The organism is Leclercia sp. LSNIH1, assembly GCF_002902985.1.
Classification (GTDB): Bacteria; Pseudomonadota; Gammaproteobacteria; order Enterobacterales; family Enterobacteriaceae; genus Enterobacter.
In genome coordinates this window covers 1,165,429-1,191,619 of sequence record NZ_CP026167.1, presented here as the reverse complement: position 1 = coordinate 1,191,619, position 26,191 = coordinate 1,165,429, and the positions used below count along the sequence as shown (strand labels likewise).

21 protein-coding genes, 3 rRNA genes and 1 riboswitch are annotated in these 26,191 nt (G+C 56.3%); of the genes, 11 read left to right on the top strand and 13 right to left on the bottom strand.

Annotation, left to right across the window (positions count from 1 at the left end; all coding sequences use genetic code 11):
- Positions 1–11 precede the first annotated feature (11 nt).
- The 7 genes from aceK to C2U54_RS06015 all read right to left on the bottom strand — a co-directional run bounded on the left by aceK (position 12) and on the right by C2U54_RS06015 (position 11,144).
- Entirely contained in the window at positions 12–1,739 is a 1,728-nt protein-coding gene (gene aceK / locus C2U54_RS06045; protein ID WP_103177821.1) for a bifunctional isocitrate dehydrogenase kinase/phosphatase, read from the bottom strand.
- 69 nt (positions 1,740–1,808) lie between these two features.
- Complete coding sequence (aceA, locus tag C2U54_RS06040) at positions 1,809–3,113, bottom strand: isocitrate lyase (protein WP_103177820.1); 1,305 nt, start codon at positions 3,111–3,113, stop codon at positions 1,809–1,811.
- A gap of 32 nt (positions 3,114–3,145) precedes the next feature.
- Positions 3,146–4,747: a malate synthase A gene (gene aceB, locus C2U54_RS06035; protein ID WP_103177819.1), complete on the bottom strand. Its 1,602-nt coding sequence runs from the start codon at positions 4,745–4,747 to the stop codon at positions 3,146–3,148.
- Positions 4,748–5,017: 270 nt separating this feature from the next.
- Positions 5,018–5,947, bottom strand: a complete 930-nt coding sequence (metA, locus tag C2U54_RS06030) for a homoserine O-acetyltransferase MetA (RefSeq protein ID WP_103177818.1) — start codon at positions 5,945–5,947, stop codon at positions 5,018–5,020.
- 216 nt (positions 5,948–6,163) lie between these two features.
- Positions 6,164–6,279 (bottom strand): 5S ribosomal RNA (gene rrf / locus C2U54_RS06025).
- Between the two features lie 196 nt (positions 6,280–6,475).
- Positions 6,476–9,380 (bottom strand): 23S ribosomal RNA (locus C2U54_RS06020).
- Between the two features lie 224 nt (positions 9,381–9,604).
- Positions 9,605–11,144: ribosomal RNA gene (locus C2U54_RS06015) — 16S ribosomal RNA — on the bottom strand.
- Together the 16S, 23S and 5S rRNA genes form the textbook arrangement of a ribosomal RNA operon.
- Before the next feature lie 556 nt (positions 11,145–11,700).
- Here C2U54_RS06015 and purH point away from each other — a divergent pair.
- A complete protein-coding gene (gene purH / locus C2U54_RS06010; RefSeq protein WP_103177817.1) occupies positions 11,701–13,290 on the top strand; it encodes a bifunctional phosphoribosylaminoimidazolecarboxamide formyltransferase/IMP cyclohydrolase in 1,590 nt (529 codons plus the stop codon).
- A 15-nt stretch (positions 13,291–13,305) separates the two neighbouring features.
- A complete protein-coding gene (gene purD, locus C2U54_RS06005) occupies positions 13,306–14,598 on the top strand; it encodes a phosphoribosylamine--glycine ligase (protein ID WP_103177816.1) in 1,293 nt (430 codons plus the stop codon).
- Between the two features lie 43 nt (positions 14,599–14,641).
- Here the strand turns inward: purD and C2U54_RS06000 are convergent, their stop codons facing one another.
- The 6 genes from C2U54_RS06000 to nudC all read right to left on the bottom strand — a co-directional run bounded on the left by C2U54_RS06000 (position 14,642) and on the right by nudC (position 18,996).
- Positions 14,642–15,334, bottom strand: coding sequence for a DUF1481 domain-containing protein (locus tag C2U54_RS06000; protein ID WP_103177815.1), 693 nt, complete (start codon positions 15,332–15,334; stop codon positions 14,642–14,644).
- Positions 15,335–15,345: 11 nt separating this feature from the next.
- On the bottom strand, positions 15,346–15,618 hold the full coding sequence (gene hupA / locus C2U54_RS05995) for a nucleoid-associated protein HU-alpha (RefSeq protein WP_032615913.1): 273 nt from the start codon (positions 15,616–15,618) through the stop codon (positions 15,346–15,348).
- Positions 15,619–15,804: 186 nt separating this feature from the next.
- On the bottom strand, positions 15,805–16,395 hold the full coding sequence (locus C2U54_RS05990) for a YjaG family protein (protein ID WP_103177814.1): 591 nt from the start codon (positions 16,393–16,395) through the stop codon (positions 15,805–15,807).
- 41 nt (positions 16,396–16,436) lie between these two features.
- On the bottom strand, positions 16,437–17,108 hold the full coding sequence (gene nfi / locus C2U54_RS05985) for a deoxyribonuclease V (protein WP_103177813.1): 672 nt from the start codon (positions 17,106–17,108) through the stop codon (positions 16,437–16,439).
- A 9-nt stretch (positions 17,109–17,117) separates the two neighbouring features.
- Positions 17,118–18,182 carry a uroporphyrinogen decarboxylase gene (hemE, locus tag C2U54_RS05980; protein ID WP_103177812.1) on the bottom strand — a complete coding sequence of 355 codons (1,065 nt, stop codon included), beginning with the start codon at positions 18,180–18,182 and terminating at the stop codon, positions 17,118–17,120.
- 40 nt (positions 18,183–18,222) lie between these two features.
- Positions 18,223–18,996: an NAD(+) diphosphatase gene (gene nudC / locus C2U54_RS05975; RefSeq protein ID WP_103177811.1), complete on the bottom strand. Its 774-nt coding sequence runs from the start codon at positions 18,994–18,996 to the stop codon at positions 18,223–18,225.
- Between the two features lie 95 nt (positions 18,997–19,091).
- Here nudC and rsd point away from each other — a divergent pair, with 95 nt between their 5' ends.
- From rsd to C2U54_RS05930, 9 genes are all read left to right on the top strand, one after another.
- Positions 19,092–19,589, top strand: a complete 498-nt coding sequence (gene rsd / locus C2U54_RS05970) for a sigma D regulator (protein WP_103177810.1) — start codon at positions 19,092–19,094, stop codon at positions 19,587–19,589.
- 53 nt (positions 19,590–19,642) lie between these two features.
- Positions 19,643–19,751: riboswitch (TPP riboswitch) on the top strand.
- Positions 19,752–19,829: 78 nt separating this feature from the next.
- Positions 19,830–21,725: a phosphomethylpyrimidine synthase ThiC gene (thiC, locus tag C2U54_RS05965; protein ID WP_103177809.1), complete on the top strand. Its 1,896-nt coding sequence runs from the start codon at positions 19,830–19,832 to the stop codon at positions 21,723–21,725.
- The gene (gene thiE / locus C2U54_RS05960; RefSeq protein WP_103177808.1) at positions 21,725–22,360 is read left to right on the top strand and encodes a thiamine phosphate synthase; all 636 of its coding nucleotides are present in this window, start codon (positions 21,725–21,727) and stop codon (positions 22,358–22,360) included. Before thiC ends, thiE begins: the two co-directional genes overlap by 1 nt.
- The gene (locus C2U54_RS05955) at positions 22,353–23,108 is read left to right on the top strand and encodes a HesA/MoeB/ThiF family protein (protein WP_103177807.1); all 756 of its coding nucleotides are present in this window, start codon (positions 22,353–22,355) and stop codon (positions 23,106–23,108) included. Before thiE ends, C2U54_RS05955 begins: the two co-directional genes overlap by 8 nt.
- Positions 23,092–23,292 (top strand): sulfur carrier protein ThiS, encoded by a 201-nt coding sequence (gene thiS / locus C2U54_RS05950; RefSeq protein WP_103177806.1) that lies wholly within the window; start codon positions 23,092–23,094, stop codon positions 23,290–23,292. Before C2U54_RS05955 ends, thiS begins: the two co-directional genes overlap by 17 nt.
- A 1-nt stretch (position 23,293) precedes the next feature.
- A complete protein-coding gene (gene thiG, locus C2U54_RS05945) occupies positions 23,294–24,064 on the top strand; it encodes a thiazole synthase (RefSeq protein ID WP_103177805.1) in 771 nt (256 codons plus the stop codon).
- Positions 24,061–25,194 carry a 2-iminoacetate synthase ThiH gene (gene thiH, locus C2U54_RS05940; RefSeq protein ID WP_103177804.1) on the top strand — a complete coding sequence of 378 codons (1,134 nt, stop codon included), beginning with the start codon at positions 24,061–24,063 and terminating at the stop codon, positions 25,192–25,194. The genes thiG and thiH overlap by 4 nt, the downstream gene beginning before the upstream one ends.
- A gap of 290 nt (positions 25,195–25,484) precedes the next feature.
- Positions 25,485–25,790, top strand: coding sequence for a PTS sugar transporter subunit IIB (locus C2U54_RS05935; RefSeq protein WP_103177803.1), 306 nt, complete (start codon positions 25,485–25,487; stop codon positions 25,788–25,790).
- A 3-nt stretch (positions 25,791–25,793) separates the two neighbouring features.
- Complete coding sequence (locus C2U54_RS05930) at positions 25,794–26,111, top strand: PTS lactose/cellobiose transporter subunit IIA (RefSeq protein ID WP_039028884.1); 318 nt, start codon at positions 25,794–25,796, stop codon at positions 26,109–26,111.
- The last annotated feature ends 80 nt before the right edge of the window (positions 26,112–26,191 follow it).

Sequence of the window (26,191 nt, the reverse complement as noted above, 5' to 3'; positions counted from 1 at the left end):
GCCACCCGGCGTTAAGCCGCATACTTCACGCTAAACCGCTGCTTACGCCGGTAAGCATAAACATCTTCCACATGCCCGTTCTTAATGCGGGTCTGCAGGCCACGCCAGTAATCGGCGCGAAACAGATCGGCATGCATCTCTTCAAACAGCGCTCCGATACGCGGGTCAGCGCATAACCAGTGGCGAAACTCCTCCGGGAAGACATCCCCCGGCGAGACGCTGTACCACGGCTCGCTGGCGAGCTCATCTTCCGGGTAGCGCGGCGGCGGGATTTCACGAAAATTCACTTCCGTCATGTAGCAGATTTCGTCGTAGTCATAGAATACGACCCGCCCGTGACGGGTGACGCCAAAGTTTTTAAACAGCATGTCGCCCGGGAAGATATTGGCTGCCGCCAGCTGCCGGATGGCATTGCCGTACTCTTCAATCGCATCGTGCAGCGCCTGCCCCTCTGACTGCTCCAGCCAGATATTGAGCGGCACCATCCGCCGTTCAATGTAGAGATGGCTGATGACGATTTTATCCCCCAGATCGCTGATTTTTTCTGGCGCTTCCTGGAGCAACAGCGCCATCAGCTGCGGCGCAATCTGTCGCTTATCGAGAACAAAATTCTCAAACTCCTGGGTATCCGCCATGCGCCCGACGCGATCGTGCTCCTTAACCAGCTGGTAGCAGGCGCGCACATGGGCGGCAGACATCTCTTTCTGCGGGGCGAATTTATCCTTTATCACCTTAAACACCCGGTCAAAACCCGGCAGGGTAAAGACCAGCATCACCATGCCGCGAATGCCTGGCGCCTCGATAAACTGCTCATCCGCATGGGTGATATAGTGCAGGTATTCCCGGTAGCTCTCGGTTTTCGCATGTTTCTGGCACCCTATCGCCATATACAACTCAGCGGTGGTTTTACCGGGCAGGATCTCACGCAGCCACTCCACCAGCGCGCCTGGCAGGGGGGCGTAAACCATAAAGTAGGAACGGGCGAAGCCGAAAACAATACTCGCTTCGGCGCTGGTAGTCAGGCAGGTATCCACCACCAGTTCACCTTCATCGCTGCGGTGAATGGGCAGTAAAAACGGCAGCGTGGCGTCCGGGGTAATCAGTTTCCCCACCAGCCAGGCGGCTTTGTTGCGGTAGAACAGTTCATTCGCCACCTGTAAATGAGAGTTTGGCAGCGTGTCCGCGCCGAGTGTGTCCGACAGATGGGCAATGATATACCCGACATCACGTGGGCGATTTTGCCACGGCAGGCGCAGGGGAAGGTCGGCTAACACTTTGGTTAACAACGCCTCCCATCCCTGTTCAGGATAGAAATCTTTTGCCAACGGCCGCGGCAGGGTGCGGAAACGTTGCCCCGGCTGAGAGCTGAAAATAAAAAGCCGCTCCGGTGACAGTGAGCGGTGATCAAACAGCCGACAGTAGACGGAGTTAAAAAAGCTTTCTGCAATCTCATAGCGCGGATAGTCCGGCAGAAGCTGGGTGTAATGGCTTTTCACCCGCAGCAAAAAAGCGGCATTGATATCGATGCTGCCGGTGATGCAGCGCAGCTGCTCTACCACCAGACCCACATGATGATCGTAGAGATGAATACGCTGTTTCATGGCCTGCTGCACGGCGTGCCAGTCTGCCTGCTCGAAGCGCTGCTGCGCCCCGCCCGTCACTTCCAGAAAACGGCCATACTGAGCATCAAAGCCCTGCAAAATGGTCTGCGCAATCAGCAATTCCAGGCCACGCGACATAGATGTCCCTCACCCCAGGAAACAGAACCGTAGGCCCGGTAAGCGCAGCGCCACCGGGCGTTTCCGTTATCAGAACTGCGCTTCTTCGGTCGACCCGGTCAGGGCGGTGACGGAGGAGGCGCCGCCCTGAATGATGGTGGTCACTCTGTCGAAGTAGCCTGTTCCCACCTCCTGCTGGTGCGAGACGAAGGTATAGCCCTTTTGGCTTGCCGCGAACTCCGGCTGCTGGACCTTCTCGACGTAGTGCTTCATGCCCTCGCCCTGCGCGTAGGCGTGCGCCAGGTCGAACATGTTGAACCACATGCTGTGAATGCCGGCCAGGGTGATGAACTGGTATTTGTAGCCCATCTCCGACAGTTCCTGCTGGAAGCTGGCGATCGTTTTATCGTCCAGGTTTTTCTGCCAGTTAAAGGAGGGCGAGCAGTTGTAGGCCAGCAGCTTGCCCGGGTATTTCGCATGGATGGCATCGGCAAAGCGTTTCGCCAGCGCCAGATCCGGGGTGGAGGTTTCGCACCACACCAGGTCAGCATAGGGAGCATACGCCAGACCGCGGCTGATCGCCTGCTCAATGCCGGCATGGGTACGGTAGAACCCTTCGCTGGTGCGTTCGCCGGTAATAAACTGACTGTCGTAAGGGTCGCAGTCGGAGGTGATCAGATCTGCGGCATCGGCATCGGTACGGGCAATCACCAGCGTCGGGACGCCCATGACGTCAGCGGCCAGACGGGCAGCTACCAGTTTCTGGATCGCCTCCTGAGTCGGAACCAGCACTTTGCCGCCCATGTGTCCACACTTCTTCACGGACGCCAGCTGATCTTCGAAATGGACAGCCGCTGCACCGGCTTCAATCATCGATTTCATCAGCTCAAAGGCATTCAGAACCCCACCAAAGCCCGCCTCGGCGTCGGCCACAATCGGCAGGAAGTAATCTACGAAGCGCGGATCGTTTGGCTCAATACCGGATGCCCACTGGATCTGATCCGCACGACGGAAGGTATTGTTGATTCGCTCCACCACGGCCGGGACGGAATTCGCCGGATAGAGGGACTGATCCGGGTACATGCTGGACGCGAGGTTGGCATCTGCCGCCACCTGCCAGCCTGACAGATAGACCGCTTCAATGCCCGCTTTCGCCTGCTGCAACGCCTGGCCACCGGTCAGCGCGCCGAGGCTGTTGATGTAGCCTTTCTTCGACTCGCCGTGCAGCAGACGCCACATTTTGGCGGCACCCAGCTGCGCCAGGGTGCATTCCGGGTTTACCGAGCCGCGCAACTTCACCACATCCTCAGCGCTATAAGGGCGTTCAATGCCTTCCCAGCGCGGCTGAGTCCACTCGTTCTGTAATGCTTCGATCTGTTGGGTACGGGTTTTCATGTGCAGATGCTCCATATTGTTATGTGGTGAAATCAGGCCAGCAGGCGGTAGCCCGGCAGCGTCAGGAAGTCGATTAAGTCATCTGAGGTGGTGATCTGTTCCATCAGGCGCGCGGCGGCGTCGAAGCGGCCGCTGCTGAAGCGGTGCTCGCCCAGCTCTTCCTGAATGTTCAGCATCTCTTCCGACAGCATCTGGCGGAACAGGGCTTTGGTGACGGGCTTGCCGTTGCTGAGCGTTTTCTGATGATGGATCCACTGCCAGATAGAGGTGCGGGAGATCTCGGCGGTGGCGGCATCCTCCATCAGACCGTAAATCGGTACACAGCCGTTACCGGAGATCCACGCTTCGATGTACTGGACGGCCACGCGGATGTTGGCGCGCATCCCCTCTTCGGTGCGCTCGCCCTCGCACGGCTCGAGGAGCTGTGCAGCGGTAACGGGCGCATCATCTTCGCGGGTTACGTGCAGCTGGTTTTTGTTATCGCCCAGGATGCGGTTGAACACCTCCATGGCGGTATCTGCCAGGCCGGGGTGCGCCACCCACGTGCCGTCATGGCCGTTGCTGGCTTCCAGCTCTTTATCGGCCTTCACTTTATTCAGCACCTGGGTGTTACGTTCGCTGTCTTTGCTGGGAATAAACGCTGCCATTCCGCCCATCGCGAAGGCGCCGCGTTTGTGGCAGGTTTTGATCAGCAGACGCGAATAGGCATTGAGGAAAGATTTATCCATCGTCACCACCTGACGATCGGGCAGAACGCGATCCGGGTGGTTCTTCAGGGTCTTGATGTAGCTGAAGATGTAATCCCAGCGGCCACAGTTCAGGCCAACAATGTGGTCACGCAGGGCATGCAGAATCTCATCCATCTGGAAGACCGCAGGCAACGTTTCAATCAGCAGCGTGGCCTTGATGGTGCCGCGCGGCAGTTCAAAACGGTCCTCAGTGTAACTAAAGACCTCACTCCACCAGGCCGCTTCCTGCCATGACTGGGTTTTTGGCAGATAGAAGTAAGGTCCGCTGCCTTTTGCCAGCAGGTTTTTATGGTTATGGAAGAAGTAGAGCGCAAAATCGAACAGGCTGCCGGGGATCGCCTCATTGTTCCAGGTGACATGCTTTTCCGGTAAATGCAGGCCACGTACGCGGCAAACCAGTACCGCCGGGTTGGGCTTAAGCTGGTAGATTTTGCCCGCTTCGTTGGTGTGGCTGATGGTGCCATCAACCGCATCACGCAGGTTGATCTGCCCATCAATCACTTTATTCCAGTCGGGTGCCAGTGAATCTTCAAAATCGGCCATAAAGACCTTCACATTGGCGTTCAGCGCGTTGATCACCATCTTGCGTTCTACCGGGCCGGTGATTTCAACGCGTCGGTCCTGTAGATCCTGCGGGATACCGCGGATCGTCCAGTTTCCTTCTCGAATGGAAGCGGTTTCCGAAATAAAGTCAGGCAGCTTGCCGTTATCAATGTCTTGCTGCTGCTGAATGCGTGCCGCCAGTAATTTATTGCGTTTTGGCGTGAAGCGGGTCACCAGCTCGGTGAGGAACTCTACGGCATCGGCGGTCAGGATCTGCTTCTCCTGCTCACCATGCGGTTGAGTAAAGGACAGTTCATCGATAATGGTTGCCTGTTGATTCATTGCGCTGCTCCTCGTCATTGATCCGAATTTATTTCCCCCACGCGAACGAAAGATCCTTGTGTAGTTTTCGTTCAGCAGAGTTAAGACTATCTCGCTCTACGATAAAATCAAAAACAATTTCCATTTTTAATTAAAATGCTATGTAACTTACTGATAAAGATGGGTTTAAAAATATATCTACAGACGGAGTTAATTTCGGAAATAAAAAAGGCACCCAAAGGTGCCTTAACTGGAGAGCTGAAACGCTACAGGATGAGGATCGTCAGAAGATTAATCCAGGGTCGGATTCATGTGGCGCAGATCGTACGGCGTGATCTGATAGACGTAGTAGTTAAGCCAGTTGGTAAACAGCAGATTGCCGTGGCTGCGCCAGGTGGCACGCGGTTTGTTTTGCGGATCGTTTTGGGGGAAATAGTTGTACGGTACGTCCGGATTTAAACCCGCTTCCACATCGCGGAAATATTCGCTCGCCAGGGTATCGGGATCGTATTCCGGATGACCGGTGACAAAGGCAATACGCTTGTCTTTGCTGGCAAACAGATAGGCATCGCCCTCTTCGGTTTCCGCGAGGATCTCAAGATCGGTGTAGTCACGAATCAATGCAGCCGGGAAATCGGCATAGCGCGAATGCGGCGCCAGGAAGGAGTCATCAAACCCGCGAGTCAGCAGCGCATGAGGATGCAGAATATGATGCTCATAGACACCAGAGAGCTTTTCGGTACGGGTTTGTTTAGGGATGCCGTACAGAATGTTGAGCGCCGCCTGGACCGCCCAGCAGACGAACAGGGTTGAAGTGACATGATCTTTGGCCCACTCCAGCACCTGCTTGATTTGCGGCCAGTAGGCCACGTCGTTGAATTCAACCAGGCCAAGCGGCGCACCGGTAACGATCAAGCCATCAAAGTTCTCGTTACGGATATCTTCAAAGTTGCAGTAGAAGTTATTGAGATGCTCAGAAGGCGTATTACGGGACTCGCGCGCATCAATACGCAGCAGCTGAATATCGACCTGCAGCGGGGAGTTTGAGAGCAAGCGGAGGAACTGATTTTCCGTCTCAATCTTCTTTGGCATCAGGTTCAGGATAAGCACCTTCAAAGGGCGAATTTCCTGACCTGTAGCGCGCGAAGCCGTCATGACAAAGACATTTTCTTCACGCAAGAAATTGACGGCTGGTAGCTCGTCCTGCACCCGAATCGGCATAACCTTACATCCTCACAGCATACGTATAAACGTTTAGACATCCAGATAGCTGACAATAACCAGGAATCGGGCAAATGTCGAGTCTGCATGTGAAAGGTGAGAAAGTTTCAAGAAAGGGATAGCCGTAGGCCGGGTAAGGCGAAGCCGCCACCCGGCTTTTTTAACGCCCAACGCAAAAAGCCCATCCGTGAGGATGGGCTTTCGGCTTTAATTGATGCCTGGCAGTTCCCTACTCTCGCATGGGGAGACCCCACACTACCATCGGCGCTACGGCGTTTCACTTCTGAGTTCGGCATGGGGTCAGGTGGGACCACCGCGCTACAGCCGCCAGGCAAATTCTTGGTGCTCTGTACGCAATACTTTATCGCATCAGCCGCGTTGGCCGCGCTCGTAAAGTCAGTCACATACTTCAGTATGCTCCTTCCTTTCCTTCGCTTGCCGCCTTGCTGCTGCGCAAACTATTGTGTACTTAACTCTGAATCAATGCTGAAAATTTTCTCAAACCCACCGAAACAGCTTCGGCGTTGTAAGGTTAAGCCTCACGGTTCATTAGTACCGGTTAGCTCAACGCATCGCTGCGCTTACACACCCGGCCTATCAACGTCGTCGTCTTCAACGTTCCTTCAGGACCCTCAAAGGGTCAGGGAGAACTCATCTCGGGGCAAGTTTCGTGCTTAGATGCTTTCAGCACTTATCTCTTCCGCATTTAGCTACCGGGCAGTGCCATTGGCATGACAACCCGAACACCAGTGATGCGTCCACTCCGGTCCTCTCGTACTAGGAGCAGCCCCCCTCAATTCTCCAGCGCCCACGGCAGATAGGGACCGAACTGTCTCACGACGTTCTAAACCCAGCTCGCGTACCACTTTAAATGGCGAACAGCCATACCCTTGGGACCTACTTCAGCCCCAGGATGTGATGAGCCGACATCGAGGTGCCAAACACCGCCGTCGATATGAACTCTTGGGCGGTATCAGCCTGTTATCCCCGGAGTACCTTTTATCCGTTGAGCGATGGCCCTTCCATACAGAACCACCGGATCACTATGACCTGCTTTCGCACCTGCTCGAGCCGTCACTCTCGCAGTCAAGCCAGCTTATGCCATTGCACTAACCTCCTGATGTCCGACCAGGATTAGCTGACCTTCGTGCTCCTCCGTTACTCTTTAGGAGGAGACCGCCCCAGTCAAACTACCCACCAGACACTGTCCGCAACCCGGATTACGGGTCTACGTTAGAACACCAGCCATTAAAGGGTGGTATTTCAAGGACGGCTCCACGCAGACTGGCGTCCACGCTTCAAAGCCTCCCACCTATCCTACACATCAAGGACCAGTGTTCAGTGTCAAGCTATAGTAAAGGTTCACGGGGTCTTTCCGTCTTGCCGCGGGTACACTGCATCTTCACAGCGATTTCAATTTCACTGAGTCTCGGGTGGAGACAGCCTGGCCATCATTACGCCATTCGTGCAGGTCGGAACTTACCCGACAAGGAATTTCGCTACCTTAGGACCGTTATAGTTACGGCCGCCGTTTACCGGGGCTTCGATCAAGAGCTTCGCGTTGCCGCTAACCCCATCAATTAACCTTCCGGCACCGGGCAGGCGTCACACCGTATACGTCCACTTTCGTGTTTGCACAGTGCTGTGTTTTTAATAAACAGTTGCAGCCAGCTGGTATCTTCGACTGATTTCAGCTCCACCCGCAGGGGCTTCACCTACATATCAGCGTGCCTTCTCCCGAAGTTACGGCACCATTTTGCCTAGTTCCTTCACCCGAGTTCTCTCAAGCGCCTTGGTATTCTCTACCTGACCACCTGTGTCGGTTTGGGGTACGATTTGGTGTTACCTGATGCTTAGAGGCTTTTCCTGGAAGCAGGGCATTTGTTGCTTCAGCACCGTAGTGCCTCGTCATCACACCTCAGCGTTAAAAAGGTACCGGATTTACCTGGAACCTCCGCCTACATGCTTAAACCGGGACAACCGTCGCCCGGCCAACATAGCCTTCTCCGTCCCCCCTTCGCAGTAACACCGAGTACAGGAATATTAACCTGTTTCCCATCGACTACGCCTTTCGGCCTCGCCTTAGGGGTCGACTCACCCTGCCCCGATTAACGTTGGACAGGAACCCTTGGTCTTCCGGCGAGCGGGCTTTTCACCCGCTTTATCGTTACTTATGTCAGCATTCGCACTTCTGATACCTCCAGCATGCCTCACAGCACACCTTCGCAGGCTTACAGAACGCTCCCCTACCCAACAACACATAAGTGTCGCTGCCGCAGCTTCGGTGCATGGTTTAGCCCCGTTACATCTTCCGCGCAGGCCGACTCGACCAGTGAGCTATTACGCTTTCTTTAAATGATGGCTGCTTCTAAGCCAACATCCTGGCTGTCTGTGCCTTCCCACATCGTTTCCCACTTAACCATGACTTTGGGACCTTAGCTGGCGGTCTGGGTTGTTTCCCTCTTCACGACGGACGTTAGCACCCGCCGTGTGTCTCCCGTGATAACATTCCCCGGTATTCGCAGTTTGCATCGGGTTGGTAAGCCGGGATGGCCCCCTAGCCGAAACAGTGCTCTACCCCCGAGGATGAGTTCACGAGGCGCTACCTAAATAGCTTTCGGGGAGAACCAGCTATCTCCCGGTTTGATTGGCCTTTCACCCCCAGCCACAGGTCATCCGCTAATTTTTCAACATTAGTCGGTTCGGTCCTCCAGTTAGTGTTACCCAACCTTCAACCTGCCCATGGCTAGATCACCGGGTTTCGGGTCTATACCCTGCAACTTAACGCCCAGTTAAGACTCGGTTTCCCTTCGGCTCCCCTATACGGTTAACCTTGCTACAGAATATAAGTCGCTGACCCATTATACAAAAGGTACGCAGTCACACCCGAAGGTGCTCCCACTGCTTGTACGTACACGGTTTCAGGTTCTTTTTCACTCCCCTCGCCGGGGTTCTTTTCGCCTTTCCCTCACGGTACTGGTTCACTATCGGTCAGTCAGGAGTATTTAGCCTTGGAGGATGGTCCCCCCATATTCAGACAGGATACCACGTGTCCCGCCCTACTCTTCGAGTTCACAGCAAGTGTGCTTTCGTGTACGGGAGTATCACCCTGTACCCTGCGACTTTCCAGACGCTTCCACTAACACACAAGCTGATTCAGACTCCGGGCTGCTCCCCGTTCGCTCGCCGCTACTGGGGGAATCTCGGTTGATTTCTTTTCCTCGGGGTACTTAGATGTTTCAGTTCCCCCGGTTCGCCTCGTTAGCCTATGTATTCAGCTAACGATAGTGTGACGAATCACACTGGGTTTCCCCATTCGGACATCGCCGGGTCAAGGGTTCATATCACCTCGCCGGCGCTTTTCGCAGATTAGCACGTCCTTCATCGCCTCTGACTGCCAGGGCATCCACCGTGTACGCTTAGTCGCTTAACCTCACAACCCGAAGCTGTTTCACTTCGTGTTGTGAAAATTTGAGAGACTCGAACACACCTTTATCTGTTCTTATTACGGAGAACAGACACAGTGTGTCGTTTCAATTTTCAGCTTGATCCAGATTTTTAAAGAGCAAAACTTCTTAATGCACTCAAAAGTACATTCAGAAGTTCATCATTCATCAGACAATCTGTGTGAGCACTACAAAGGCAGGTTCTTTAAGGTAAGGAGGTGATCCAACCGCAGGTTCCCCTACGGTTACCTTGTTACGACTTCACCCCAGTCATGAATCACAAAGTGGTAAGCGCCCTCCCGAAGGTTAAGCTACCTACTTCTTTTGCAACCCACTCCCATGGTGTGACGGGCGGTGTGTACAAGGCCCGGGAACGTATTCACCGTAGCATTCTGATCTACGATTACTAGCGATTCCGACTTCATGGAGTCGAGTTGCAGACTCCAATCCGGACTACGACGCACTTTATGAGGTCCGCTTGCTCTCGCGAGGTCGCTTCTCTTTGTATGCGCCATTGTAGCACGTGTGTAGCCCTACTCGTAAGGGCCATGATGACTTGACGTCATCCCCACCTTCCTCCAGTTTATCACTGGCAGTCTCCTTTGAGTTCCCGGCCTAGCCGCTGGCAACAAAGGATAAGGGTTGCGCTCGTTGCGGGACTTAACCCAACATTTCACAACACGAGCTGACGACAGCCATGCAGCACCTGTCTCAGAGTTCCCGAAGGCACCAAGCCATCTCTGGCAAGTTCTCTGGATGTCAAGAGTAGGTAAGGTTCTTCGCGTTGCATCGAATTAAACCACATGCTCCACCGCTTGTGCGGGCCCCCGTCAATTCATTTGAGTTTTAACCTTGCGGCCGTACTCCCCAGGCGGTCGACTTAACGCGTTAGCTCCGGAAGCCACGCCTCAAGGGCACAACCTCCAAGTCGACATCGTTTACGGCGTGGACTACCAGGGTATCTAATCCTGTTTGCTCCCCACGCTTTCGCACCTGAGCGTCAGTCTTTGTCCAGGGGGCCGCCTTCGCCACCGGTATTCCTCCAGATCTCTACGCATTTCACCGCTACACCTGGAATTCTACCCCCCTCTACAAGACTCAAGCCTGCCAGTTTCAAATGCAGTTCCCAGGTTGAGCCCGGGGATTTCACATCTGACTTAACAGACCGCCTGCGTGCGCTTTACGCCCAGTAATTCCGATTAACGCTTGCACCCTCCGTATTACCGCGGCTGCTGGCACGGAGTTAGCCGGTGCTTCTTCTGCGAGTAACGTCAATCACTGTGGTTATTAACCACAATGCCTTCCTCCTCGCTGAAAGTACTTTACAACCCGAAGGCCTTCTTCATACACGCGGCATGGCTGCATCAGGCTTGCGCCCATTGTGCAATATTCCCCACTGCTGCCTCCCGTAGGAGTCTGGACCGTGTCTCAGTTCCAGTGTGGCTGGTCATCCTCTCAGACCAGCTAGGGATCGTCGCCTAGGTGAGCCATTACCCCACCTACTAGCTAATCCCATCTGGGCACATCCGATGGCAAGAGGCCCGAAGGTCCCCCTCTTTGGTCTTGCGACGTTATGCGGTATTAGCTACCGTTTCCAGTAGTTATCCCCCTCCATCAGGCAGTTTCCCAGACATTACTCACCCGTCCGCCACTCGTCACCCGAGAGCAAGCTCTCTGTGCTACCGTTCGACTTGCATGTGTTAGGCCTGCCGCCAGCGTTCAATCTGAGCCATGATCAAACTCTTCAATTTAAGTTTGATGCTCGTGAATTAAACTTCGTAATGAATTACGTGTTCACTCAGAGACTTGGTATTCATTTTTCGTCCGAGGACGTTAAGAATCCATGTCACTTTGAGTGCCCACACAGATTGTCTGATAAATTGTTAAAGAGCAGTGCAACGCGGCTTTCGCTCACCGTTGCGAGGTGGCGTATATTACGCTTTCCTCTTTCAGAGTCAAGCGATTATTTTCGCTTTTCTCCTCAACCGGCCCGGCTGTTTGTGTGAAGTGATTCACATCTGCCGTGTCGATGGAGGCGCATTATAGGGAGTTCTCCGCCGCCCGCAACCCTTAAATGTCATAAAAATGACTGACTGCTGCATTCCCCAGCAAAAGCCCGCCTTATACCTGATTACACACAGACTTATCCACAACGTGACGAAAAAGTGAAAATGTGCGAGCGTTGCGCAAACGTTTTCGTTAAAATGCTCGCGCTAAATAAAGCGCCCCGCCAGGTGTGTTAGTTGAGTTTTTATCGGGAAAATTCACCTAACGCTCTCTGTAATCGTCAAATCCAGGGGATTTACCATGCAACAACGTCGTCCAATCCGCCGCGCTCTGCTCAGTGTTTCTGATAAAGCCGGTATCGTTGAATTCGCTCAGGCACTTTCTGCACGTGGCGTAGAGCTGCTGTCCACAGGCGGTACTGCTCGCCTGTTAGCAGATAAAGGCCTGCCGGTAACCGAAGTGTCTGATTACACCGGCTTCCCGGAAATGATGGATGGACGCGTCAAAACCCTGCACCCGAAAGTCCACGGCGGCATTCTGGGACGTCGCGGTCAGGATGACGGCATTATGGATCAGCACGGGATTGCGCCAATCGACATGGTGATTGTTAACCTTTATCCATTCGCCCAGACCGTTGCCCGTGAAGGCTGCTCTCTGGAGGATGCGGTAGAGAATATCGATATCGGTGGGCCGACCATGGTGCGCTCCGCCGCCAAGAACCATAAGGATGTGGCCATCGTCGTAAAGAGCAGCGACTACGACGCCATTATTAAAGAGATGGATGCCAACGAAGGCTCACTGAATCTCGAGACCCGTTTCGACCTCGCCATTAAGGCCTTTGAACATACCGCCGCTTACGACAGCATGATCGCCAACTACTTCGGTAGTCTGGTCCCTGCCTACCATGGCGAAAGCAAAGATCCCTCTGGTCGCTTCTCCCGCACCTTAAACCTCAACTTCATTAAGAAGCAGGATATGCGCTACGGCGAGAACAGCCACCAGCAGGCTGCCTTCTATATAGAAGAAGAGGTAAAAGAAGCCTCCGTTGCCACTGCGCAGCAGGTGCAGGGTAAAGCACTCTCCTATAACAACATTGCGGATACCGACGCGGCACTGGAGTGCGTGAAAGAGTTCAGCGAGCCCGCCTGCGTTATCGTGAAGCATGCGAACCCATGCGGCGTCGCGGTAAGCACCTCTATTCTGGATGCTTACGATCGTGCGTACAAAACTGACCCGACCTCAGCGTTTGGCGGCATTATCGCGTTTAACCGCGAGCTGGATGCCGAAACCGCTCAGGCGATCATCTCCCGTCAGTTTGTTGAAGTGATTATTGCCCCTTCGGCCACCGAAGACGCCCTGAAAATCACCGCGACAAAACAGAACGTGCGCGTGCTGGTCTGCGGTCAGTGGGCGGAACGCGTTCCGGGTCTCGACTTCAAGCGTGTGAACGGTGGCCTGCTGGTTCAGGATCGTGACCTGGGCATGGTCAGCGAGAAAGATCTGCGTGTCGTCACCAAACGTCAGCCTACGGAGCAGGAGCTGCGTGACGCGCTGTTCTGCTGGAAAGTGGCGAAGTTCGTGAAATCCAACGCCATCGTCTATGCGAAAGAGAACATGACCATCGGTATAGGCGCGGGCCAGATGAGCCGCGTTTACTCTGCGAAAATCGCCGGGATTAAAGCGGGCGACGAAGGTCTGGAAGTTAAAGGCTCCGCCATGGCGTCCGACGCGTTCTTCCCGTTCCGTGACGGTATCGATGCAGCTGCGGCAGTGGGCATCACCTGCGTGATCCAGCCTGGCGGCTCAATCCGCGACGACGAAGTCATTGCCGCCGCCGATGAACATGGCATCGCGATGATCTTCACCGACATGCGTCATTTCCGCCATTAATTCCCGGAGCAGAGAATGAAAGTATTAGTGATTGGTAACGGCGGGCGCGAGCACGCCCTGGCGTGGAAAGCGGCGCAGTCTGCGCAGGTTGAAACCGTCTTTGTGGCACCGGGTAACGCCGGTACCGCCCTGGAGCCTACCCTGCAGAACGTCGCTATCGGCGTAACCGATATCCCGGCGCTGCTGAGCTTTGCCCAGAGTGAAAAAATCGATCTGACCATTGTGGGTCCGGAAGCGCCGCTGGTCATTGGCGTGGTAGACGCATTCCGTGCCGCGGGCCTGACCATCTTCGGCCCGACCGAAGGCGCCGCGCAGCTCGAAGGCTCCAAAGCCTTCACCAAAGATTTCCTCGCGCGTCACAACATTCCGACCGCGGAATATCAGAACTTCACCGAAGTGGAGCCCGCGCTGGCCTACTTACGTGAAAAAGGCGCGCCGATTGTGATCAAAGCCGACGGTCTGGCAGCGGGTAAAGGCGTTATCGTGGCGATGACGCTCGAAGAAGCAGAAGCTGCCGTTCAGGATATGCTGGCAGGTAACGCTTTTGGTGATGCAGGCCACCGTATCGTTATCGAAGAGTTTCTTGATGGCGAAGAGGCGAGCTTTATCGTCATGGTCGACGGCGAGCATGTGCTGCCGATGGCCACCAGCCAGGATCATAAGCGCGTTGGCGATGCCGATACCGGCCCGAATACCGGCGGGATGGGGGCTTACTCCCCTGCTCCTGTGGTGACGGATGAAGTTCACCAGCGCACCATGGACCGCATCATCTGGCCTACCGTTAAAGGAATGGCGGCGGAAGGCAATACCTACACTGGTTTCCTCTATGCTGGCCTGATGATCGACAAACAGGGCAACCCGAAGGTTATCGAGTTCAACTGCCGCTTTGGCGACCCAGAAACGCAGCCAATCATGCTGCGCATGAAATCCGATCTGGTGGAGCTGTGCCTGGCGGCCTGCGAAGGCAAGCTGGACGAAAAGCGCTCGGAGTGGGATGAGCGTGCTTCTCTGGGCGTGGTAATTGCGGCGGGCGGTTATCCGGGCAACTACAACACCGGCGATGAGATCCACGGCCTGCCGCTGGAAGCCATCGAAGGCGCGAAGGTATTCCATGCGGGGACTAAGCTCTCCGATGACGAACGCGTGCTGACTAACGGTGGCCGCGTCCTGTGCGCCACGGCGCTGGGCAACACCGTCGCAGAAGCGCAGCAACGCGCCTATGCCCTGATGGCGGATATTCACTGGAACGGTAGCTTCAGCCGTAACGATATTGGTTACCGCGCCATTGCGCGCGAGCAAGGGAAGTAACTCCCCCCTTCACCAGTCCCTCTCCCGCAAGGGAGGGGGATTTTCAGAAACTCTTCTCTGTCGGCTGCCAGGTACAAAAATCTTCGTTCGCCACCAGCAGCAGCTGTGATCCTTCAGGCGCTTCCAGCCACGCCACGCTCACTGCCATGGAGGAGTGACTCTGCCGGCGTGCAATATGTTCCGTTGCCCAGCTATCGAGATCCGGCTTCAGGGTCTGGCCTTCACACGTTGTCACGGAGCCGTCAACATGCCAGCGCCCCTGATGTAGCACGACCCTTCCCTGTCGCAGCGCGTCGCTGGTCTGGCGAATCTGCGCGGCGCGGTAGCGGTAAAGCTCGATTTGATCGGTAGAGAGTTGCTGTTTAAGGCCACCGGTTTCGTGCTGCATAAAGCTCAGCTCACCGTGGTCGTCAAAGCGTACCCGCACATGCTCGGGGACTTTGCTGTAGATGTTTACGTCGATCCAGACGAGCGTATCGCCCTGCCAGCGATATTCACTGGTGGTGGTACTGCCGCTGTGCCAGGGGCTAAACGCGGAGAGGAGATGCACTTCGTCATCTGAATCTTTACGCCAGACGCGTACCGCGCCCTGATCGTCAGCGTAGCCGCTGGCGGTAAAAGGCGGCAGGGAGGAGTCATGGCTACAGGCGGTTAATACAAATATGCCTGCCAGCACCGTCACCTGGCGCCAGACAGACAAAAGGGGCGAAACCGCCCCCTCGATAAAACTGTTCACTGCTACGCGGCTTACTTAACTGCGTCTTTCAGTGCTTTGCCAGAAACAAATGCTGGCACGTTAGCTGCAGCGATTTTGATTTCGTTACCGGTCTGCGGGTTGCGGCCAGTACGCTCAGCGCGGTGGTTCACTTTGAAGGTACCGAAACCTACCAGTTGTACAGCATCGCCTTCTTTCAGAGACTCAGTAATTGCAGCCAGGGTGGATTCCAGAGCAGCTTTAGCCTGTACTTTAGACAGGTCAGCTTTGTCCGCAATTACATCAATCAGTTGAGTCTTGTTCATAAGTTATCCTTTCAATGTGTTTATCGCTTGCTAAGCATCGAGTGCGACGAAAATGCCAAAAAAGCACTCTCCTGCATACACGCACCGATAGCCACTTTTTTTCGCCCCCCAAATGTAGACCAGACGGGGGGCAGAAGGGAAGAGTAGAGGCATGACAAAACAGGCGTTAAATCACGTTTTGTTGTCTCACTGGTTAAGATTTATACCAATGTTACTCTCGCCTGCCTCACGCAAGTCTGCGCGTAGACCTTTAATCAGTTCGATATCGCGTTCTTCGCACTCCGCCAGCAAACGGAAAATTTCCCACTGGATGTCCCATTCCTGCTCAATGGCCGGGTTCAGACGGAGCTCTTCATCGGTCATTTCACGCCCTTCCTGGGTCATCTCCAGCATCGCTACGGTAGTAATAGAGGCCTTACTGACTTCGATGGCATGTTCCAGCGTTTCACCACTCAGACGCGAGTGAATCAGTTCACTTAGCGCTACACAGGCATCAATTGCCGGATAGACGCCATAGACATCATAGTCATCGGCAACCGGGATCGCCTCTTCCAGCTTATCGAGCTGGGAGTCGAAGTTTACCTTCGCATCTTTAACCGTCAGCGTTTCCCACACCAGATCGAGAATACGACGATAGAGTTGACCATCACCAAATTCGGTCTGCTTGCAGAACATGGCATAGTTCGGATACATACGTTCGCACAGACAGGCCATAAATGTGACGTGCTGCCAGCTTTCCAGCTTCTCAAGGCGCAGGTGAATCGGGTTTTGTAACATGATGATGTCTCGAATCGAAAATTGGCCGCAGTTTACCTGATTCAGCGCTGAATTTCCTGCCAACGAACAAACGCCGGACGCCCGGACGCTACCGCATCGGCCCAGCGGGTCGGCTCCGGTAGCCGGTAGCCCCGCATACAGCGCTGCACCCACGCCAGCGCGGTGTCGGTACTGACGCGATGGCCGGTGGCGACGAACAGTGGATTACACCGGGCTTTGCTGCGCCAGACCCACGCCAGCTGTTCGCCTTTATCCATTAACGGTGCCAGCGCGCCGGGTTCGGGCGACAGGGGATCAAACTTACCGCAGAGGCGTTTTTTCGCCACGCCGATGGTCGGGACATCCACCAGCAGCCCAAAATGGCTGGCGACGCCGAGACGGCGCGGGTGGGAGATGCCATGCCCGTCAACGAACAGCAGATCGGGTCTTTGCGAGAGCTGATCCCACGCCGCCAGCAGCGCGGGATATTCACGAAAAGAGAGGAAGCCGGGGATATACGGCATGGTAGTGGCGATCCGCGCCACCTGATACTCAACCAGTTCCAGGTCGGGGTACGTCAGCAGCACTATCGCCGCCCGCGTCACCTCTCCCCCCTGCTCAAACCCCACATCGGCCCCCGCAATCAGCGAGGGTGGGTCTTTATCCAGACGATCCTCACGGGATACAGACGCAGCGAGTTTAAGTTGTTGAGCGCGAAGTGACGCAAGATCCATAACGACTCCTTACGGGTGGTACTGGGCAGAAAGTCGGTGCACCGCCTCCACAAACACGCCTGCATGCTCTGGCGGTACATCCTGATGAATACCGTGCCCCAGGTTAAAGACATGGCCCTCGCCCTGACCGAAGCCCGCCAAAATGGTCGCGACTTCTTCTTCAATTCGGGCGGCCGGAGCATACAGCATAGACGGATCCATGTTGCCTTGCAGGGCGACTTTGTCACCCACGCGGCGGCGGGCATCGGCAATATCGGTGGTCCAGTCGAGGCCCAGCGCATCACAGCCGGTTTCTGCCATCGCCTCCAGCCACTGGCCGCCGCCTTTGGTGAACAGCGTTACCGGCACGCGACGGCCTTCGTTTTCACGCAGCAGGCCATCAACGATTTTATGCATGTAGTAGAGCGAGAACTGCTGATAGTCGCGACCCGTCAGTACCCCACCCCAGGTGTCGAAGATCATCACCGACTGAGCGCCCGCTTTGATCTGGGCATTCAGATAGAGGGTGACGCTTTTCGCCAGCTTGTCGAGCAGAGCATGGAGCGCCAGCGGATCGGCGTACATCATCTTCTTGATCACGGTAAAGGCTTTGCTGCTGCCCCCTTCGACCATGTAGGTCGCCAGGGTCCACGGGCTGCCGGAGAACCCAATCAGCGGCACGTCGCCTTTCAGCTCGCGGCGAATGGTGCGCACCGCGTTCATCACATAACCGAGTTCCTGCTCCGGGTCCGGGACAGGCAGGTTGTCGATCTCCGCTTTGCTCTTAATCGGCGAGCTAAAGCGCGGGCCTTCGCCGGTTTCGAAGTACAGGCCAAGCCCCATCGCGTCCGGGATGGTCAGGATGTCGGAGAAGAGGATCGCCGCGTCCAGCGGGTAGCGGCGCAGCGGCTGAAGCGTTACCTCACAGGCCAGCTCCGCGTTTTTGCACAGGGACATGAAATCGCCTGCCTGCGCCCGGGTGGCTTTATATTCCGGTAGATAGCGACCCGCCTGGCGCATCATCCATACCGGGGTGACATCAACGGGTTGGCGCAGCAGCGCACGCAGATAACGATCGTTCTTCAGTTCGGTCATTTTTGCAGTTCCTTAAGCGTCTTGTCCCCAGTGTATCACGTCATTCATAGTCGGCCCGACACATTGCCACGGTATCTTCTATCAGGCGACGCGCCACGGTGCCTGGCGGCGGGAGCAGCGGTAAATCGTCGTAGCGATACCAGTCGGCTGACAGCAGCTCTTTCGGGTCGATGACGATCTCGCCGCTGTCATATTCGGCCATAAAAGCGGTCATCAACGACTGCGGGAACGGCCACGGCTGGGAGGTGACATAGCGCAGGTTCTTCACCTTGATGCCGCTCTCTTCCATCACTTCCCGGGCGACAGCCTGCTCCAGCGTTTCGCCCACTTCGACAAACCCGGCCAGCACGGTATGCACCCCGTTACGATGACGCGTGTGTTGCGCCAGCAGGATAGTCTCTTCACGACGAATGGCGACGATGATGCACGGCGCGATTTGCGGGTAGTAACGTTCGCGGCAGTGGCCGCAGAGCATGGCCCACTCGGTTTTGCTTGGGTGCATGGTGTGACCACAGTAGCCGCAGTATTTATGCGAGCGATAAAACTCGGCCAACTGCACAGCACGTCCGGCCAGCTGGAACAGACCCACATCAAGATCGAGCACCTGGCGTACCGATCCCATATCGTGACGGCGATTTTGTTGGATCAACCACACAGGATCGCCCTGCCACTCCCCGATATTAAGTGCGGGTTGACCCGCAAGATCGAAATTTCCGGCCTCGCCATGTGGTAATTCACCACCGGGCAACCATAATTTTTGTTCATGGCTGACTAACCACCAGCCGCGATCCGATTTTTCAATTATACGATCCATATCTATTGCACTACCTTTGCTTCACAGGCATGTTGGTAACAATACTATTACATTTTGGGCGGGCAGAATTTAATCTTAACCTTGCGGAGTCAAACATGCTAAACCAGCTAGAAAACCTGACAGAACGCGTTGGCGGATGTAACAACCTGGTCGATCGCTGGCTGCACGTGCGGAAACATCTGCTTGTTGCCTACTACAACCTTGTTGGCATTAAACCGGGCAAAGAGTCCTATATGCGCCTGAACGAAAAAGCGCTGGACGATTTCTGTCAGAGCCTGGTCGATTACCTTTCTAACGGCCATTTCAATATTTATGAGCGTATTATCGGTGAAATGGAAGGTAACAGCCCGTTTTTAGCGGCCACCAAACTCTATCCTCTGCTGGAAGCCAATACCCAGCAAATCATGGATTATTACGACTCCACGCTCGAGAATGCCATCGATCAGGATAATTATCTGGAATTTCAGCAGGCCCTCTCTGATATCGGCGAGGCGCTGGAGCAGCGGTTTACGCTGGAAGACAACCTGATCGCCCTTGCGCTGGATCACAATTTGAAAGCGAGTAACGAAGATAACGTCACCCGACCGGCTTGAGTTATTTATCGTTAACGCGTAATTTACATTTACTGCTCCCGCTGTAGGGGAGCACATTCTTGTCGGAGTGCCCAGTGCGAAAGCCGGGCTGAGACCGTTAATTCGGGATCCGCGGAACCTGATCAGGTTAAAACCTGCGAAGGGAACAAGAGTCAATCTGTTCATGTATCGCCGCCGGGCGATCCTCTCTTGCTTCATCCGTCGTCTGACAAGCCACTTCCTCACTTTCTGGAACGAGCTATGTCTGCCACAAAATTGACCCGCCGCGAACAGCGCGCACAAGCCCAACACTTTATCGACACCCTGGAAGGCACCGCTTTCCCTAACTCAAAACGCATCTATCTGACCGGTTCCCGGGAGGATATTCGCGTGCCCATGCGCGAGATCCAGCTCAGTCCGACGCTCGTCGGCGGCAGCAAAGAGGCTCCCCAGTTTGAAGAGAACGAAGCAGTGCCGGTCTACGACACGTCCGGCCCGTACGGCGATCCGGCGATAACCATCAACGTGCAGCAGGGGCTGGCGAAACTGCGCCAACCCTGGATTGACGCACGTAACGATTGCGAAGCGCTAACCGAACAAAGCTCAGCTTACACCCGGGAGCGCCTGGCCGATGATGGTCTGGACGAGCTGCGCTTCACCGGCCTTCTTACGCCGAAACGTGCCAGAGCGGGCAAATGCGTCACCCAGCTGCACTACGCCCGTCAGGGGATCGTAACCCCGGAGATGGAGTTTATCGCCATTCGCGAAAACATGGGCCGCGAGCGCATCCGTACCGACGTGCTGCGCCACCAGCATCCGGGCGAAGGGTTTGGTGCCCGCCTGCCGGAGAACATCACCCCGGAGTTTGTCCGTGACGAAGTCGCTGCCGGGCGCGCCATTATCCCGGCCAACATTAACCACCCGGAGTCGGAGCCGATGATTATCGGCCGTAACTTCCTGGTGAAAGTGAATGCCAACATCGGTAACTCAGCGGTCACCTCGTCTATCGAAGAGGAGGTGGAGAAACTGGTCTGGTCGACCCGCTGGGGCGCGGACACGGTGATGGACCTCTCTACCGGGCGCTATATTCACGAAACCCGCGAGTGGATCCTGCGTAACAGCCCGGTGCCCATTGGTACGGTGCCCATCTACCAGGCGCTGGAGAAAGTGAACGGCATCGCCGAAGATCTCACCTGGGAGGCCTTCCGGGATACCCTGCTGGAGCAGGCCGAGCAAGGCGTCGACTACTTCACCATCCACGCCGGCGTGCTGCTGCGCTACGTGCCGATGACGGCTAAGCGCCTGACCGGTATCGTCTCCCGCGGCGGTTCAATCATGGCGAAATGGTGCCTCTCCCACCATCGGGAAAACTTCCTCTATGAACACTTCCGCGAAATCTGCGAGATCTGCGCCGCGTACGACGTGTCGCTGTCGCTGGGCGATGGCCTGCGTCCGGGCTCCATTCGCGATGCCAACGACGAGGCGCAGTTTGCCGAGCTGCACACCCTGGGCGAGCTGACCAAAATCGCCTGGGAGTATGACGTGCAGGTGATGATCGAAGGCCCGGGCCACGTGCCGATGCAGATGATCCGCCGCAACATGACCGAAGAGCTGGAGCACTGCCACGAAGCGCCGTTCTATACCCTGGGGCCGTTGACCACCGATATCGCACCGGGTTATGACCACTTCACCTCGGGGATTGGCGCGGCGATGATCGGCTGGTTCGGCTGCGCCATGCTCTGCTACGTCACGCCGAAAGAGCACCTCGGCCTGCCAAACAAAGAGGATGTAAAGCAGGGGCTGATCACCTACAAAATTGCCGCCCACGCTGCCGATCTGGCGAAGGGCCATCCGGGGGCGCAGATCCGCGATAACGCCATGTCAAAAGCGCGCTTCGAGTTCCGCTGGGAAGATCAGTTCAACCTCGCCCTCGACCCGTTCACCGCCCGCGCCTACCACGACGAAACCCTGCCGCAGGAGTCCGGCAAAGTGGCGCACTTCTGCTCCATGTGCGGGCCAAAATTCTGCTCGATGAAAATCAGCCAGGAGGTACGTGACTACGCCGCCGCGCAGACCATCGAAGTGGGCATGGCCGATATGTCGGAAACCTTCCGCGCCCGGGGCGGCGAAATCTACCTCAAAAAAGAGGAGGCGTAATGTATCAACCCAACTTTCCGCCGGTGCCCTTTCATCTGGGGCTCTATCCGGTGGTCGACAGCGTGGCGTGGATCGAACGCCTGCTCGCTGCGGGCGTAAAGACGATCCAGCTGCGCATTAAAGATAAACAGGACGATGAGGTAGAAGCCGACGTCATCACGGCCATTGCTCTGGGGCGTCGCTACGACGCCCGCCTGTTTATCAATGACTACTGGCGCCTGGCGATCAAGCACCAGGCTTACGGTGTCCATCTGGGCCAGGAGGATCTGGAGACCACCGAGCTTGAGGCCATTCGGGCTGCCGGGTTGCGTCTCGGCGTGTCGACCCACGACGATATGGAGATCGACGTGGCGCTGGCGGCGCGTCCCTCCTACATCGCGCTGGGGCACGTTTTCCCGACCCAAACCAAGCAGATGCCATCGGCCCCGCAGGGGCTGGAACAGCTGGCCCGCCATATCGACCGGCTCGGGGATTACCCCACCGTCGCCATCGGCGGTATCAGTCTCGAACGTGCGCCCGCGGTTCTGGCGACCGGTGTAGGGAGCATCGCGGTGGTGAGCGCCATTACTCAGGCCGACGACTGGCAGGCGGCGACAACACAGCTATTGCAACTGGCGGGGGCGGGCGATGAATGACCGTGACTTTATGCGCTACAGCCGCCAGATCCTGCTGGAAGATATCGCCATCGACGGGCAGCAAAAGCTGCTCGCCAGCCGGGTGCTGGTGGTCGGCCTGGGCGGGTTAGGCGCCCCGGCGGCGCTCTACCTGGCCGGCGCCGGGATCGGCACCCTGGTGCTGGCCGACAATGATGAGGTGCATCTGAGTAATTTGCAGCGCCAGATCCTCTTTACCACCGACGATATCGCCCAGCCAAAAGCGCAGGTGACAGAGCGTCGCCTGCAGCAGCTTAATCCCGACATCCGGCTGATCGCCCTGCAGACCCGCCTGGCAGGCAGCGCGCTGCAGGAGGAGATTGCTCGCGCCGACGTGGTGCTGGACTGCACCGATAACATGGCTACCCGTCAGGCGATCAATGCCGCCTGTGTGATGCTCAATACGCCACTTATCACCGCCAGCGCCGTGGGCTTTGGCGGACAGATGATGGTGCTCACGCCCCCCTGGACCCAGGGCTGCTACCGCTGCCTGTGGCCGGATGATGAAGAGCCGCAGCGTAACTGCCGCACCGCGGGTATTGTCGGGCCGGTGGTTGGCGTGATGGGCACCCTGCAGGCGCTGGAGGCGATCAAGCTGCTCAGCGGCATCGAGGCCACGCGCAATACGCTACGCCTGTTCGACGCCCGGGCGGGAAGCTGGCGGCAGCTGGCTTTGCAGCACGCCAGCGGATGCCAGGTGTGTGGAGGGCGGCATGCGGATCCTGTTTAACGACGAACCGATGCAGTGCGTGGAGGGATTGACCGTCGCCACCCTGCTCTCCCAGCTATGCCAGTTAAAACCCGGGGTCGCGCTGGCCCTGAATCAACAGATCCTGCCGCGCGAGCAGTGGGAAAAACAGCAGGTGCGCGAAGGCGATCAGATCCTGCTCTTTCAGGTGATTGCCGGAGGCTAAGATGTTACGTATTGCTGATAAAACCTTTGATTCACATCTGTTTACCGGCACGGGAAAATTCGCCTCGCCGCAGCTGATGGTGGACGCGATCCGGGAGAGCGGCAGCCAGCTGGTGACGCTGGCCATGAAGCGGGTCGATCTGCGTAATCACAACGACGCCATTCTGGCGCCGCTGCTGGAGGCGGGCGTCAGCCTGCTGCCCAATACCTCCGGCGCCAAAACCGCGGAAGAGGCGCTATTCGCGGCCCGACTGGCGCGCGAGGCGCTGGGAACGCACTGGCTCAAACTGGAGATTCATCCCGACGCCCGCTGGCTGCTGCCCGATCCCATCGAGACGCTAAAGGGGGCAGAGATGCTGGTGAAAGAGGGATTCACCGTGCTGCCCTACTGCGGCGCCGATCCGGTGCTGTGCAAACGGCTCGAAGAGGCAGGCTGTGCGGCAGTGATGCCGCTCGGGGCACCGATAGGCTCCAATCAGGGGCTGGAAACCCGCGCGATGCTGGAGATCATTATTCAGCAGGCGACCGTGCCGGTGATCGTCGATGCCGGGATCGGCGTACCCAGCCACGCCGCGCAGGCGCTGGAGATGGGTGCCGACGCCGTACTGGTCAACACTGCCATTGCGGTCGCGGACGATCCGGTGATGATGGCGCGGGCGTTTCGTCTGGCGGTGGAGGCTGGCGTGCTGGCACGGCAGTCTGGCCCCGGCGCCCGGAGCGTTGAAGCCCATGCCACCAGCCCGTTAACCGGCTTTCTGGAGGCGTTATCATGAAAACCTTTACCGATCGCTGGCGCCAGCTCGACTGGGACGATATTCGCCTGCGCATCAACAGTAAAACTCCTGCGGATGTGGAGCGCGCGTTAAACGCCCGCCAGCTTACCCGCGAAGATATGATGGCCCTGCTCTCCCCCGCCGCCAGTGGCTATCTGGAGCCGATGGCGCAGCGAGCCCAGCGGCTGACCCGCCAGCGCTTTGGTAACACGGTGAGCTTTTATGTTCCGCTCTATCTCTCCAACCTCTGCGCGAACGACTGCACCTACTGCGGCTTCTCCATGAGCAACCACATCAAGCGCAAAACGCTGGATGAAAACGAAATTGCCCGGGAGTGCGCTGCGATCCGCGAGATGGGGTTTGAGCACCTGCTGCTGGTCACCGGTGAGCACCAGACCAAGGTCGGAATGGACTATTTTCGCCGCCATATCCCGGCGATTCGCCGCCAGTTCGCCTCGTTGCAGATGGAAGTACAACCGCTGTCAGAAGCAGAATATGGCGAACTGAAAACGCTGGGGCTGGACGGCGTACTGGTCTATCAGGAGACCTACCATGAAACGGTATACGCCCAGCACCATCTGAAAGGTAAAAAGCAGGATTTCTTCTGGCGGCTGGAGACCCCGGATCGGCTGGGACGCGCCGGGATCGACAAGATCGGCCTCGGGGCGCTAACCGGGCTTTCCGACAGCTGGCGCGTCGATAACTTTATGGTGGCGGAACATCTGCTGTGGCTGCAGCAGCACTACTGGCAGAGCCGGTATTCAATCTCTTTTCCCCGGCTGCGCCCCTGCGCCGGCGGGATCCAGCCCGCGTCGATCATGGATGAACGCCAGCTGGTGCAGACTATCTGCGCGTTTCGTCTGCTGGCACCGGAGGTGGAGCTGTCGCTCTCCACCCGGGAATCCCCCGCGTTTCGCGATCGCGTCATTCCTCTGGCGATTAATAACGTCAGCGCCTTTTCAAAAACCCAGCCCGGCGGCTATGCCGATGATCATCCCGAGCTGGAGCAGTTTGCGCCGCACGACAACCGTCGCCCGGAGGCTGTCGCCGAGGCGCTCAGTCTGCAGGGATTGCAGCCGGTCTGGAAAGACTGGGACAGCTGGCTGGGACGCGCCTCGCAATCAGGCTGAAAAAAACGGTAATCCGGTGAAGTTATTACGAGGCGTCACGTAACCTCATCAACGGGCCGTTGCTGTAACGCGCCCGGATTTTTACGCTTGTTTCGTCAGCAGAGGATGCTGACCAGGGCGGAAAGCTTCTTCCTCGTTTCGCCCTGCCTTCCCCATTCTGTAACAGTTGTAACCGGTTTCAGAAAATGCAGGTTTCTTTGTGATGCTTCACACACAATCGCGGTAATGCGGTTGTCGTAACGGACAGTGCGGGATAATTATCAATAAACACATGTACATTGGGGCTGACTATGAAGAACATCGTTTTATGCTGTGCAGCGGGAATGTCCACCAGCATGCTGGTTCAACGCATGAAAGACGCCGCACAGAAAAAAGGGGTCGACGTAACCATTAAAGCCGTACCGGTTGCTGAGTTTAAAGATGAAATCGCCGCAGCCGACATTGTGTTGCTTGGCCCGCAGGTCAAATATGAACTGAATAATCTTCAGGCCCAGGCGGAACCGCTGGGTAAGAAGGTCGCGGTTATCGACATGATGGATTACGGCATGATGAAAGGTGATGCCGTACTGGAAAAAGCCCTTAAACTGCTGGAGTGAGCCATGGAAGATTTAGAAACGATTATTATGGAACTGCTGGTGAATGCCGGTGCAGCCCGTAGCTCAGCATTAACCGCGCTGCAGATGGCGCGAAAAGGTGATTTTGCCGAGGCTGAAAAAGCGATGGAAGAGTCACGGGAGTTCGTCAAACAGGCGCATTCCATCCAGACTAAATTGATTGGTCTTGATGAAGGCACCGGCAAGCTGCCGGTAAATCTGATCACCGTTCACTCGCAGGATCACCTGATGAACGCGATGGTAATTCAGGATCTGGCCGGGGATATGATCGAGCTGTATCGCCGTTTGCCGCTGGTGAACTAACACCGAACCGTAGGCCGGGTAAGCGTAGCGCCACCCGGCAACAACCGCACCAGACTGCCGTACATCAGACAAAAAAAAAC